Here is a 13,343-nt window from a genome sequence, read left to right as displayed (position 1 = left end):
GCCGATAATGGCGGACTTTTTTTATTATTTTGCAGAATAACCTTCTTGATAAACGGGAAGTGTTACTGAAATCGTTGTTCCCTTATTCAAAAGGCTAGTTATATGAAGTGTGCCATTCATCGTTTGGATGGTCTTAACAGCTACCATTGATCCCAACCCTGTCCCTTTTTCCTTGGAACTGTAATAAGGTTCGCCAAAACGATTTATTTGTTCTTTGTTCATGCCTATTCCATTGTCACTTATTTCAATAATGATGTCGAAATTATTTATATAGGAAACAATACTAAGTTCCCCGCCGTCTGGCATTGCCTCAATACCATTTTTAATCAGGTTCAGGAAGCATTGCTTGAAATGTTGAACATTCCCCCGGGTAATACCTGGAGTCAACTGTTCAGATATAGTAACTAAATTCATGCTGGCCAATGGTTTTATCATTTCAAGCACATATCCTATTTCACGGTTAATTGAAATAGGATCCACTTTTTCGATTGCAGGTTTTGCAAACGCTAAATATTCACTAATAATGGATTCTGCACTATTAAGCTCTCTAACGACATGCTCTATATATTGTTCTTTTACTTTTTGAGTAAGATCAGGAGCCTTTAGCAGTTGAACAAACCCTTTCACAACTGTTAAAGGATTTCTAACTTCATGTGAAATACTAGCTGCAAGCTGACTGACTACCTCCATTTTTTCAAGCCTTATCATTTGTGTCCGAATTAAAATGGCATCTTTTAAAATTTCCATTATATATACAGCTATAGCGATAATGAAAGGAGGGAGGATAATAAAGTAAAATACGTACGCCTCCGTTATTCGAAAATAATCAGACATACCGAGTGAAATAGAGCTGGTTAGTATTCCTAGAAACAAAATTAATAGTATGGAGCTATTCAGCTTATTTTTTCTATTGAAATTTTTGAATTTGGAAGAAAAAAGAGCCGTTATAATAAAGATAACGATATAAACAATTAACGTAAGTAAATTGAAACCATAAAAAGCAAACCTAAAAGTTAATATGATGACTAACAGAGCAGCCCCTACAGGCCAACCACCATAAAGTGTCCCTATTATAAAAGGAATTTGCCTGAGATCATGGACACAATATTCATCTATATAAATAGGAAACTTCATACATAATATAATAGGAATGCTCATGCATGCAGTTATAAGGGTCTTGCCATACTGACTTAACCTTCTGCCATGATCTAATAAAATGTAATAAATCAAAATACTTACTAAGATATAAAATAGGTTATCTAATATGTTTTGATTAATATAAATAAAATTCATAGGATTCTCCTGAAAAAGTAACCGTTTCGTTTATTATACAAGAATAACACTAAAAAAGAGAATCTTAATAAAGTAATTTATTTACAAAAAGACAAAAAAAGAGTTATTTATTGTATCTAGGTGAAAAATGAAACTTATTTAACGAATTATCAGTTGGAAAGTTGGTTTTACATAATAAAGGAAATATAATGAAGACAGAGGTGATTATCATTGAAAAAATGGACAAGAGAAATAGAAATAAACGCACCAATTGAACACGTTTGGAAGTTTCTTGATGGTTCTGTAGAAAATATGCAAAAAATCATGCCTCAAGTAGTTGAACAGAAGCCCGTTAAAATAACCGAAGAAGTGGTTGGGAGTGTATATCGCCAAAAATATCGAGAAGGAAAACGAACAGAAGAGTATGATATAGAAACATTGGAATATTTGAATGAAACTAATGAGAAAAAGCTAAAAGTGGGCTTTATACTTGCTAAAATGTTTGAAATTACAGCTTTTTATGAACTAAATAAAATCAATGACAATAAGACTTCCTTTACATATACAGTCACCAGTCGCCCGTTAAAGTGGTTTTTGAAATTACTTTTAATATTTGCTACCGATAAAGTGGTAGTTGAATTTTTAGAACGTGTCAAAAGGGTAGCTGAAGCAGAAACAAGTGGATCATGAATGATTTAAGTCAATCTTCCGTATTAGGGGGCATACAACTTGCCCAAGTTGGAGGGTGGGCTTTGATCGTTTCATTCTACTGCAGGCACTCGCTTTCCGCGGGCGGTCCGGGAGCCTCCTCGGCGTTTTTGCGCCTGTGGGGTCTCCCTAGGACGCGTATTTCCCGCAGGAGTCTCGCACACCCGCTCCAATCAACTCTGCGTGAAAACTAAGTCGACACAGCAACACAGATAGAAAATGATCCATCTTTTTTCAAGATGGATTTTTTTATTTGTGGGAAAAAGGCATCACATGAGAGGCGTAACGGGTTCACCACTTTTTATCCCTCTTACTAAAGTAATCCTAAAAATTCCTAATTGTTATACCCTTTTTCGGTGAATCACAGAAACGAAGGGAAATATTCCATATATGAAAATCCTGAATTCAATTTTGGGATATTTCAATCTGAATTTTTGGTTATTATTCGATTATGATAAAGCTTCATATACAGCTGCTTATAAGAAATACTAAAAGGAAGAAGAGGAATGAAAACAATGGGTAAGAAAAAAGTTCAGTTAATTGCTTCACTATTATTTATATTTAGTCTTTCTTTGATAGTTTCAGCTTGTTCTAATTCCAAGAAAGATGTAAGCACTGTAAGTTCGGAGGATAAAAAAAATCTAAAGGTAATTCAAATGGATGGTACTTTTGCTGTAAATGTGGATGATCCAAAAGAAACTGTAGGTGATGCAGATTACGTTTTTATAGGCCGAGTTTATGAAGATGTTGACACTGTATACAAAGATCCTATAACAATTGAAACTAGTGACGGTACGAAAGAGGTTTCAACACCGTATACAAATTACAAAGTTACTGTCCTACAAAATATAAAGGGTGATTTAGTTACAGATACTTCCATACCTATTCAAAAGGCTGGAGGGATAAATGAAGATGGTTCTTCTGTTGTTTTGTATGAAGATGATACATTACCGGAAGAAGGAAAATCATATGTGTTTTTAGCTTATGCACAAGAGGATGGATCTTTATTAGTATCAGGTCCAAATTCGAATGAATACGTTGAAGGTATTAAGCAAGATGTGACTAGCGAAAAAATGGAAAAAGGCGAAGCTTCTTTGAACGAGGAAGCCACAGATGTAGTTTCTGAGTATGAAAATGCATATGAAAATGAAATATCTACAGATAGAGACCGTTCAGAATCTGAATTTGATAAAGAGCAATAAAAATTTAAAAGCAGGTGCATTATGGGTAGCAGGTAAGGTAGCTAATGATAACACAAAAAATAAGAGGTATGTGCATTATGAAGCAATGAGAACTTCAAACTCTAAGGGGCTATGGGTTGGTCCAGGTAGATCTAAATCGAAAGCAATTTCAAGATTAAAAAGTGGATTAGATACTTGGAGTATTGGCTCATCAAATGCACTCAGTATAGCAAAAGGTGCTTCACCAACTGGACGATATAGATTTGATTCAGCACATACTGCTGGTAAAGGAAAACGTACATTTGCACATTATCATCCTCATGAATATGGTACTCACTCATTCTACGGAGGAGGTAAGCTCTGGTAATTTATCAAATTAATTTACAAAGGGAGTATTCTATGGAAAAAAAATACGGCTTCGCGAATTTATTCCCTCCTAAAAGAATTGAGGAAGTAGCTTATATATTAGAGCATGATTTAGACGGAATAGATATTCCTAAAGAAGATGAACGTATAAAATATATACTGGCTGATCCTTATGCTCCAGAAATGAAGCTAATTAAAGGAGTATATTTAATCTATAATAAAACGATACTAGAATTACTCACAGGAAAAATTCATTCTATTAATAGCTATGAATTTAGATGCCCTAAGAAAAAGAATAGAAAGATCTCAGATACAGACATAGAATATGCACTGGACATGGCAACAATTGTAGTACTTGCAAGCACAAATAATAAAATACTCACGACCTATTTTATTAGTGGTTCTGCTGAAAAACTAAACAGTATATTAAACTTATGTATTGGCTACTCCAAAGATTTAGAATACGATGAATATAAAGCTAGTTTACAAAATTTTAAAAATGATATTGAAATAGTTAGTCAGATGGGATTATTAGATAAAATACTTGGAAATGATTCTGGCGGAAGTTAAGTAATTAAAGATTTCTATATATTAAATAGTTAAACACACCCAGGTACTTTTATGGGTGTGTTTTTGTTCGGTCTCCACTAGTAACTACATCCAATGTCATTTTTATTCAGAAATTTCTTTAGCACCCTCTTCATGCCAAGAAAGTACTATTCCAATCATAACTAGTTAAGGTAAGTGTCTTCATTCATATAAACATACAATAACCTGATGAAATGTTCCAGTAAATGTAAAGATGCTATAGGCTAAGCTGAATATTAATCATTGAAGTAGTTAGCAGTGGAGCTGTATGTAGCAATGGATGAGAATCATGCGTCTGTAGTGAGCAGTGCGGTTAAAAACTAGCCTCCGAGACTTAGTGAACATCACCATTCTTTGCGGCTATTTTTATGATTAACGATCCATCGTTTCTATTTTCAATGTCAAATAACCGCCGTAGCGACTTAATGAAGTAGTTGGAAAAGAATAGGTCACCATGAGTTCCTTCTGGATTTAACTCAAATAATAGACCGCAACATGTACGAGCTTCTTTTTATACCTCAATCTCCATCCCGATGTTCCGTTCGTTCGATTGGCGGTAAACACCTTTTGCGACAGCGAGGTCAAAGTAAGCAGCACCGACTGATTTAAAGAAGGTAATTTCCTCTTCATTTTCCCTGCCTGTTTTGGTCAGCATTACAAGTTCAAAAAGCTCGCCGTGAATATCATTAAACGACCAATTTCCCTGATTGGCTGCAGAAATGAGTTCTCCTGCTTCATCCTTCACGCCCGCCAAATCGTCGACGATAATTTTAGCAGCGCGTGAAACCGTGGTATTATCCACTTCTTTCATATCCGGCAAATAAGATCCGACCCCGTTAATGTGTGTGCCCGGCTTTACATCCTGCCCATTAAATACAGGTTCGTTCGAGCGGGTTGCACAGCAAATAATATCTGCTTGACGAACTGCTGCTGAAACATCTTCGTAAACCTCAAAAGGAACAGTTACTCCGAATGCGCGCAGCTTTTCACCGAATTTCTCCGCTTTCTCTCGTGTGCGATTTACTAATAAAATACGCTCAATGTCCCTTACGGCTAACACACCAATTGCTTGTTCAAATCCCATAGCTCCCGTTCCGATGATCGTGAGAACCCGGGCGTCTTTACGAGCGAGAAAGTCTGTGGCGATGCCGCTCAATGCCCCCGTTCTGAGACGTGTTAAATAGGAGGCATTCAACAATGCTAAGTGTTCGCCATTTTCTGCATCTGACAGCAGGATGACCCCTTGTGTTGTTGCCATCCCCCTTGAAGGATTCTTCGGGAAAATGGTAACGACTTTGACCGCCGAAACCTCTTCAGATAAATCAGCGCTTGGCATGTAAAGTGCCGATGCCTCGTGTTGAGGGAAAGCAAGAACGGTGCGATGAGGGTTGTCTATTTTTCTAGCACCATGTGCATGCAATACGGCCTTTACATCCGCTATTGCGTCTTCCATTCCATATGATTGTTGAATTTCCTTCTCACTTATAACTAACATTTCAATTGTCCTCCTTGAAGTAAGAGAACCATGGATTACATGGCTCTAGTATTATGCGTTTCGTCTAATTTCTGATTACTACGATCCTTAACTGCCCAAATCGCTGCCAGTGACAGGAGAGATGCAAAAATAATATAAATGGCGACAGGAACATAGGAGTTATTAAATCTATTAAGTAAAGCCGTTGCAACTAGCGGAGCAGTTCCTCCTGCCAGAGCTGCCCCGATTTGATATCCAAGCGTGATGCCGGTATAACGGATCTTTGCATCGAAAATTTCCGAGAACATCGTTCCAAGAACAGCTGTGATGGGAGCCCAAATAACCCCTAAACCTATCACTGTCGCAACGATTAATAGCAGTACCGATTTTTGCTGCAGCAACCAGAAGTATGGGAATGCAAACAGTGCCATCCCAATCGTTCCGCCTATAAACAGCTTTTTGCGGCCAATTGTATCGGATAACTTCCCCATGAATGGTATTAAAATCGTCGTTATAATTGTTGCAATCATGACTGCAGTTAATGTAGCAGTCCGTGAGAAACCGAGATTTGAAGTAGCGTATGATACGACAAATGTGCTGAAAATATAAAATGGCGCTGTTTCTACCACTTTGGCTCCTACGGCGATAAGCACTTCACGCCAATAATTCTTAAGAGTTTCTACAATCGGCAGCTTTGGAACTTCTCCGGATTCCTTTACTTTTTTGAAAGACGGTGTTTCATCAATTCCTTTACGAATCCATAGGCCAAAAAATACAAGCAAAGCACTAAAAATGAATGGTAAACGCCATCCCCAAGTCATGAATGCGTTTTCAGGAAGCAGTGTCATAATAGATAAGGCAATGGTTCCAAGCAGCATTCCTATAGTAACACCCATCTGAGGAATAGCTCCGAACAAGCCCCGTTTTTCAGCGGGAGCATATTCAACGGCCAATAAAAGCGCGCCTCCCCATTCACCGCCAATTCCCAGACCTTGAACTAGGCGCAACGTGATTAATAAAATCGGCGCCCAAATCCCAACGGCTTGATACGTAGGAAGAAGACCCATCCCAAAAGTTGCGACACCCATTAAACTAAGAGTTAAAACAAGTGTTTTCTTTCTCCCGATACGATCGCCAATATGGCTAAAGATCACTCCGCCAAAAGGCCGGATGAAGAATGCTAACGCAAAGGATGCATAGGAAAGCAACAGCCCTATTGTCGGATCCTCATTCACAAAGAAAAGCTGATTAAACACGAGAGCTGCAACGGTCCCATATAAAAAATAGTCAAACCACTCAATTGAACTTCCGACTAAACTCGCAATTAAAATTCGCCGCATTTGTTTCTTCTCCATCTTGAGTCACCCCGTTAAAATTGAAGTGTCACTTCAATTTATTATTTCCTTTATTGTAAATAATTTAAAATTTTCTGTCAATTATTTTATTAATGACGGAACATCCATCAAAATTTGTACTGTATAATGTAGCTAGATACTATGTAAAAAAAGGGGGCATCTCTATGCCTTTTGATTCAATCGGGGAAAAAATGAAATCATTGAGGAAAGAGCGAAAACTAACATTAAAGAGCCTTGCTGAACAAACAGGCGTTTCGATCAGCTTTTTATCACAAGTAGAACGGGGTAAATCAAGCGTCACATTAGAGTCATTAAAAAAAATCGCTGATACATTGGATGTCAGCCCAAGTTTCTTTTTTTCTGAGGACCGTTCCCAAGAAAATTCAGATAATAATCATGAACAATTTCACTATCAGAATTTATCCAGCGGCATTCGTGATGCTGTTTTTTCGCCTATTCTTGTCACCTTAAAGCCAGGAGAAAATAAAGGAAGCGCCTTTTCTCATAGCGGACATGAATTCTTATTCATTATCGAAGGGAAGTTAACAGTGGAAATAGAGGGAGAAAGAATGGAACTCCATGAACAGCAGTCGTTCATGTTCGATGCTAGAAAAGCCCATTACTGGTTTAACTTCTCGGATCAAAATGTCCGGTTTTTGGTGGTGTCGTCGAAATAACGTCACGGTGTTGTGGAATAAAAGTAAATCCAGTTACGAAACATGTCGTACAAAAGGATAGATGTTAAACAGCATGGAAATGAGAACACAATGTCGAATAAGAAAAATATGTTGTCGCCTCTTGTCTGTTTACTGTAAATGAAACAAACAGTAAGCTTCGACGAACGGCTTCGGTAAAATCATGAAATTTTATATAGGATATATTGAGTTCTGGAGGGAGCTGTATTATGCAAAAGGCAATCGTAGTTTATTATCTTACCGAAAAGAAGAATAACTTAAGTGATTTAAATCAACTTTTGCAAGAGGGATGGAAGGTTGTCTCTCAGAGTGCTATGTCAGGAGCAGGTGGCGGTGGAGCAGTTTATTCACTTGTTACAATAGAGAAAGATTAGGAAACAAAGCTTCGGGATTCATTGCCACTAACGGGAAACGATAGTTTAATTAACCGCCTATTCAAAGGGCGGTTTTCTTTTGGGGTAAAACAACATTAAGATTTAACATAGCCTATCGGAAAGAAAGGGGAGTTTTCCATATGTGAAAATCCTGAATTCAATTTTGGAACCTATCAATCTGGATTTATGGTTATTATGCCATTATAAAAGATTAAAAATGAGAGAAGAGAATTCTAAGGAGTTACTCGAGGAAAATGAAGGTATTTATATCTTTTAAGAGAACCTTGTATGAAGTAGAGTTTGAACAATTTTAGAGAAGCGCTTGTCATTCAGGGATGAAGGTAGAGACTTTAGATTATCTGAATTAAGTTTTTTCTCACTCATTTTTACTAAGCGTTAGGGGGACACCATATTGACAAAGTTTTTATTATCAATATTAGGTGGAGTTTTAATTGGAGGAATTATATGTTACCTTTTTATGGATTATGAGACTTCGAACTATGTAATTCAAAATTATTATGGACTTGATGAGAAAGAAATTAAAGAATGGGATTTTTCTTATATCACACAAGCTGGCTTCATAATTTTGATAACCACTCTACTGATTTACTTTTCTTGGGTCGTAGTAGAAAAGCGTGTAGATAAAAACAAATAGATGTGAAAAATCATTAACATTATTAATATATTGATGTTTATTGAAATGTGTTATCGTTACTATGCTAGATGGCAGTTACATGATGGAGTAACGGGTTTAAGTAGAAATAAAAGTGGGAAAACTTTTAACCCTGCTGCTGGTTGGGCCCACTAAAGAGAGGTAATAAGTTTACATGAATACAACTTTTAAAATAATTCTTTTAATATTACTGAGTATTTTAATAGTGGTTCAAATATTTATGACGAAAGCAGTATTTGATGTTGTCGACCAACTGACAAATATTTCTCAGACATTACCTGGTATATTGGACCGATAAAGATGTTAAAAAGACGACATTGCTATTTTAATTGTCCGTGTTTTTGGATAGTCATAATTATGAATAAAAATAATTTTAATAGGGTTACAGGTCAATACTGGGGCGGCCAACATCGGAATACAAACCTTCCACTTTATACATGTTCTTAGAATTTAGAACCGTGGCAGCCATTACTTATATTAAGGTCTGACATCCAGAATAAGTTATTTTTATAAGGGGAGCATAAGATGCTAATTGAAAGTATGAGTGATTTTTTTTATGAGCCATTATACATACCTATTTTATTGATACTGCTTGGATTATTATATTTAGGTATTTTAGTATATAGTTTTACAAAAATTAAGTTTAATATCATAGGATATTTTTTAATAGGAATATCTATAACAACATATCTCCTTGTTGGATTGTATATGACCGGAAAAGGATATTATTTAGACGGACACGCTCCGGAAATGTTGCTATTTGGAAGCTTTGGTTTTTTAGAGCTTGCTTTGTTAACTTATCCTTATATATTCCTTACTTTGGGGGTAGCTCTTGGGAAAAAAGGCGAATAATTCAGGTAGTTTATTTCTTATTTTGAGAATTGAAAACCTTAATTTAGTAAAATAGGACTCTCTAAATGAATTTCGTGCCGGGTCTGTCAATGCCTTGAAGCCCCCAAGATTGGATGAAAATCACCATTCTTGGGGCTGTTGTGAAGCAATCGATTAAGGCTAATTAACCGTTTCGTTTTTATTTTCCCTGCCAAATAACCAACGAAGTGATTGAAAGAAGTAGTTAGAAAAGAACAGGTCATCATGAGTTCCTTCTGGATCTAACGCAAATAATAGTCTAGATTCCAAATAGCCTTCCTTGATAAATTCAAGGTGGGCCTTCTTCGTGTAGTCAACCATATGCTTTTGTATCGTTTCTTTATAAATTCCCTCTAATTCCCCGACATATAAATAGAGTTGATGATCTTCACGATTCACTGTTGGTTTGAGATGGATATTTCCTTGCCGTTCAATCTTTTCCCCTTGAAGATAGCGAAGAACATCCTCGTACCAAAAGGAAGCGGATAATGAGATATATTGATGAAATACCTCCGGATAATAATAGGAGGCGAAAATCGAAACAAGTCCTCCTAATGAGCAGCCGGAAATCGCTGTATGTGAAGGTTCAGGATTCGTAGCATAATGGGCATCTATATAGGGTTTTATTTCGGTTACGACCGTATGTAAATAAACCTGTGCTTGTCCTTCAAAGGTGGAAGCATGCGGTGCAAGTGATGGTGCTTCCCACGGCGTATAGTCATTTTTGCGATCAAAGGGTTCAATTCCAATAACGATTAGCGGTTCAATTTGCCCTGAAAGAATTAAATGATCGATATAGTTTGCAGCTTGCTTGGCAGTTTCACCACCATCATGCAAATAGATCGTTCGGTATTTCTTGGTTTGATCGTAACCAGAGGGTAAGATGACACATACCTCATAGTTGGCAATTTTCTCATCAAGGTATCGAATCATGTATTTTCCTCCACGTCCTTTAGAACATTCGTATTTTTGAAGTTCAGAAAAAATAAATGATAATGATAACCATTATCATTTATAATTATAATGCACTCTCAGTTATTTTGAAAGGAATAATCCGACTAATAGAAATAAAGGATGATGATAATGAAATAACACTCATATCTAAGAATGGCAGCCAATAGAAAGAGGGAGCTTAATAGGGTTGGAAGTCTTTAACTGTTAATTTGTGTCTTTGCATTAGGTCCTCATTAGTTGATAAAATGATTTATCAGCTGTGTTTCTTTGATGAAACGATAATGAGGAGCGGTATGCTTACCTTTCAACAAATAGAAAGTGGGATTTTATGATTAACCTGGTTCAAGTGAGTAAAAAATTTTCACAATTTCAGGCTATTAAGTCTGTTACTTTAACAATACCTAAAGGTGAAATTCATGGAATAATCGGAGCAAGCGGAGCAGGGAAATCAACGTTGCTGCGGCTAATGAATTTGTTGGAGACCCCAGATGCAGGTGACGTGGAGGTAAACGGCCAAAGGTTGACAACATTGAACAATAAAGCACTTCGAGGGGCACGGAAGTCGATTGGCATGATCTTTCAGCATTTTAATCTTGTGGCAAATAAAACGGTTTATGACAATGTGGCAGCCTCATTAGAGCTGGCAAATTATCCAAAGAAGGAACGTCGGAACCGTGTTGTAGAGTGTCTTCAATTTGTCGGATTGGAGAAGGAGATGGAGAGATATCCTGCACAATTAAGCGGGGGACAAAAGCAGCGTGTTGCCATTGCAAGGGCATTGGCAAATAACCCGCAAGTGTTATTATGTGATGAACCGACCTCTTCCCTTGATCCAAATACAACGGCTGAAATACTAGATGTGCTAGAGAACATCAACAAACGCTTCGGTGTGACGATTGTCATTGTTAGTCATGAGCTGGATGTCATTAAAAGTATATGCAATCGTGTATCGATCATGGCAGAGGGAGAGATTTATGACACGGTCTTAATCGAACCAAGCGGGATTCAAAAAAAGGATAATCGTCCAGAATACTTTATCGAACAATTAGCAGAGAATGGTGGGCTGGGTCATGCCTGAGATATTAATTCAATATGAGGCAGAAATTTGGCAGTCGATTGGAGAAACCATTACGATGGTAGGTGTGTCCATTTTAGCTGCGATTTTGATTGGATTGCCTGTTGGGACCTTGCTATTTCTTTCTAGGAAGGGTCATTTGCTTGAAAATCCGTGGGCTTTCTCGATTTTAAATTTACTTGTCAATATTATCCGTTCATTCCCGTTTTTATTATTGGTTGTTTTTTTAATCCCGTTTACAAGGCTCATAATCGGCACAGCCATTGGTACAGCAGCTGCTTGTGTTCCATTAGCAATCATTGCCATTGCCCATTATTCGCGATTGGTCGAGCAATCTTTATTGGATGTGCCAAAGGGTGTGATCGAGGCAGCCATTTCCATGGGGGCTTCCGTAAAGGGTGTCATATTTAAATTTCTTTACGTGGAGGCTCGTTCAGGGCTTGTCCTCGGACTAACAACATCGATTATCAGCTTTATTTCCTATTCAACGATCATGGGAGTGGTCGGAGGCGGCGGTATCGGGGATTTTGCCATCAGGTATGGCTATCAGCAGTTTAAAACAGAGTTAATGATTTATATGATTATCATTATGATTATTCTAGTACAGCTTATCCAATTTATTGGAACAGCTGTAGCCAGAATGATTGATAAAAGATAAATAATGGAGGGAAACATCATGAAAAAAATACTCTTTCTCATGACAGCAATCATGTTGCTTTTAGTAGGATGTGGAAAGGCGAATGAAGTAAAAGAGAAAGAAAATGCGCAGAATCAGGAGAAGGAAGAGGTAACATTGAAAGTGGCCTCACTCATTCCCCCAATGACGGAAATTCTTGAGCTTGTTAAACCAAAGCTGGCAAAGGAGGGCATTAACCTGGAAATGGTTGTATTAGGTGATAATGTGCAGCCTAACACCGCACTAGCGGCAGGAGAAGTGGATGTGAACTTCTTCCAACACGTTCCATATATGGAGGAATTCAATCGAAACAAAAATGCCGAGCTTGTACCAGTGAAACCCATTTATTTTGCCAATTATGGGGTGTATTCCAAAGAATACGATTCAATGGATCAATTGCCAGAGGGTGCCGTTATTGCCATTGCAAATGATGTGTCGAATATTGATCGTTCATTGGCATTGCTAGCACAGCATAAAGTTATTACTTTAAAGGAAAAAAAGGGTCCATACTATACAATGTCTGATATTACTGAGAACCCTAAAAACTATAAGTTTAAAGAAGTGGATTTATTAATGCTAGCGAGAACGTATGATGAAGCAGATGCGATAGTGATAACACCTGCTTACGCTGCACCGCTTGGATTGACACCAAAAAATGACGCTCTTCTCACAGAAGGTGTTGAAAATGACTTTGCGATTACATTAGTGGCACGCAAGGATAACGTGGATTCTGAGCCAGTCCAAAAGTTGGCCAAGGCTATGACAAGCCCAGAGGTACGCAAATTTTTAGAAGAGAAATATAGTGAAACGGCCATACCGGCATTTTGATTTTGATACAAAGAAAGGGCTATTCCTTCAACAGGAATAGCCCTTATTTACGTATTAGTTTAAAATACTGTCCAGCTTGCCAATTTTTTGGCTCCTGGAAAGCCCACTTTTGTTCAATATTATAAAGCTTAAAGAAATATTCTATTAGCCTATCCTCTTTGAAAACTATTTCCTTCATTATTAATCTGTTTAGTAAAAAGTCCCTTCATTTCTTGAATAAATATAGAAACTCTTCTAAAATATATTTAGTCCAT

General features: G+C 37.2%; 15 protein-coding genes. 11 read left to right on the top strand and 4 right to left on the bottom strand.

Annotated elements, in window-relative coordinates; translation table 11 throughout:
• Positions 1-24: 24 nt before the first annotated feature.
• Positions 25-1,293: an ATP-binding protein gene (locus MKY17_RS22470; RefSeq protein WP_339200760.1), complete on the bottom strand. Its 1,269-nt coding sequence runs from the start codon at positions 1,291-1,293 to the stop codon at positions 25-27.
• Positions 1,294-1,503: 210 nt separating this feature from the next.
• Between MKY17_RS22470 and MKY17_RS22465 the strand changes: the two genes are divergently transcribed.
• The 4 genes from MKY17_RS22465 (at position 1,504) to MKY17_RS22450 (ending at position 4,097) form a co-directional block, all read left to right on the top strand.
• On the top strand, positions 1,504-1,962 hold the full coding sequence (locus MKY17_RS22465; RefSeq protein WP_144528297.1) for an SRPBCC family protein: 459 nt from the start codon (positions 1,504-1,506) through the stop codon (positions 1,960-1,962).
• A 524-nt stretch (positions 1,963-2,486) separates the two neighbouring features.
• Positions 2,487-3,182, top strand: a complete 696-nt coding sequence (locus MKY17_RS22460; protein WP_339200758.1) for a cell surface protein — start codon at positions 2,487-2,489, stop codon at positions 3,180-3,182.
• Entirely contained in the window at positions 3,166-3,528 is a 363-nt protein-coding gene (locus MKY17_RS22455) for a hypothetical protein (protein WP_260399741.1), read from the top strand. The genes MKY17_RS22460 and MKY17_RS22455 overlap by 17 nt, the downstream gene beginning before the upstream one ends.
• Positions 3,529-3,560: 32 nt before the next feature.
• Positions 3,561-4,097 (top strand): hypothetical protein, encoded by a 537-nt coding sequence (locus MKY17_RS22450; protein WP_339200757.1) that lies wholly within the window; start codon positions 3,561-3,563, stop codon positions 4,095-4,097.
• A gap of 529 nt (positions 4,098-4,626) precedes the next feature.
• On the opposite strand, the gene MKY17_RS22445 is transcribed toward MKY17_RS22450, so the two are convergent.
• Together MKY17_RS22445 and MKY17_RS22440 are read right to left on the bottom strand one after the other, a co-directional pair.
• Positions 4,627-5,610, bottom strand: coding sequence for an ornithine cyclodeaminase family protein (locus MKY17_RS22445; RefSeq protein ID WP_339200756.1), 984 nt, complete (start codon positions 5,608-5,610; stop codon positions 4,627-4,629).
• Positions 5,611-5,645: 35 nt separating this feature from the next.
• A complete protein-coding gene (locus MKY17_RS22440) occupies positions 5,646-6,944 on the bottom strand; it encodes an MFS transporter (protein WP_339200755.1) in 1,299 nt (432 codons plus the stop codon).
• A gap of 164 nt (positions 6,945-7,108) precedes the next feature.
• Here MKY17_RS22440 and MKY17_RS22435 point away from each other — a divergent pair, with 164 nt between their 5' ends.
• From MKY17_RS22435 to MKY17_RS22420, 4 genes are all read left to right on the top strand, one after another.
• On the top strand, positions 7,109-7,621 hold the full coding sequence (locus MKY17_RS22435) for an XRE family transcriptional regulator (RefSeq protein ID WP_133350274.1): 513 nt from the start codon (positions 7,109-7,111) through the stop codon (positions 7,619-7,621).
• A 227-nt stretch (positions 7,622-7,848) separates the two neighbouring features.
• Positions 7,849-8,013, top strand: a complete 165-nt coding sequence (locus tag MKY17_RS22430) for a hypothetical protein (RefSeq protein WP_164855093.1) — start codon at positions 7,849-7,851, stop codon at positions 8,011-8,013.
• 412 nt (positions 8,014-8,425) lie between these two features.
• Positions 8,426-8,668: a hypothetical protein gene (locus MKY17_RS22425; protein ID WP_098370122.1), complete on the top strand. Its 243-nt coding sequence runs from the start codon at positions 8,426-8,428 to the stop codon at positions 8,666-8,668.
• A 543-nt stretch (positions 8,669-9,211) separates the two neighbouring features.
• Positions 9,212-9,538, top strand: a complete 327-nt coding sequence (locus MKY17_RS22420; RefSeq protein ID WP_098370121.1) for a hypothetical protein — start codon at positions 9,212-9,214, stop codon at positions 9,536-9,538.
• A gap of 159 nt (positions 9,539-9,697) precedes the next feature.
• Here MKY17_RS22420 and MKY17_RS22415 read toward each other — a convergent pair whose 3' ends face one another.
• Positions 9,698-10,489, bottom strand: a complete 792-nt coding sequence (locus tag MKY17_RS22415; protein WP_339200753.1) for an alpha/beta hydrolase-fold protein — start codon at positions 10,487-10,489, stop codon at positions 9,698-9,700.
• Between the two features lie 349 nt (positions 10,490-10,838).
• Here MKY17_RS22415 and MKY17_RS22410 point away from each other — a divergent pair, with 349 nt between their 5' ends.
• The 3 genes from MKY17_RS22410 to MKY17_RS22400 are packed head-to-tail and all read left to right on the top strand — an operon-like array spanning position 10,839 to position 13,089.
• Positions 10,839-11,588, top strand: a complete 750-nt coding sequence (locus tag MKY17_RS22410; protein WP_339200751.1) for an ATP-binding cassette domain-containing protein — start codon at positions 10,839-10,841, stop codon at positions 11,586-11,588.
• Positions 11,581-12,243 carry a methionine ABC transporter permease gene (locus MKY17_RS22405; protein WP_133350266.1) on the top strand — a complete coding sequence of 221 codons (663 nt, stop codon included), beginning with the start codon at positions 11,581-11,583 and terminating at the stop codon, positions 12,241-12,243. Before MKY17_RS22410 ends, MKY17_RS22405 begins: the two co-directional genes overlap by 8 nt.
• A gap of 18 nt (positions 12,244-12,261) precedes the next feature.
• Positions 12,262-13,089, top strand: coding sequence for a MetQ/NlpA family ABC transporter substrate-binding protein (locus MKY17_RS22400; protein ID WP_339200749.1), 828 nt, complete (start codon positions 12,262-12,264; stop codon positions 13,087-13,089).
• Positions 13,090-13,343 lie beyond the last annotated feature (254 nt).

Origin of the sequence: Peribacillus sp. FSL P2-0133, assembly GCF_037975445.1 — a bacterium.
GTDB lineage: Bacteria > Bacillota > Bacilli > Bacillales > DSM-1321 > Peribacillus > Peribacillus simplex_E.
This window is presented reverse-complemented; position numbering and strand designations above follow the sequence as displayed.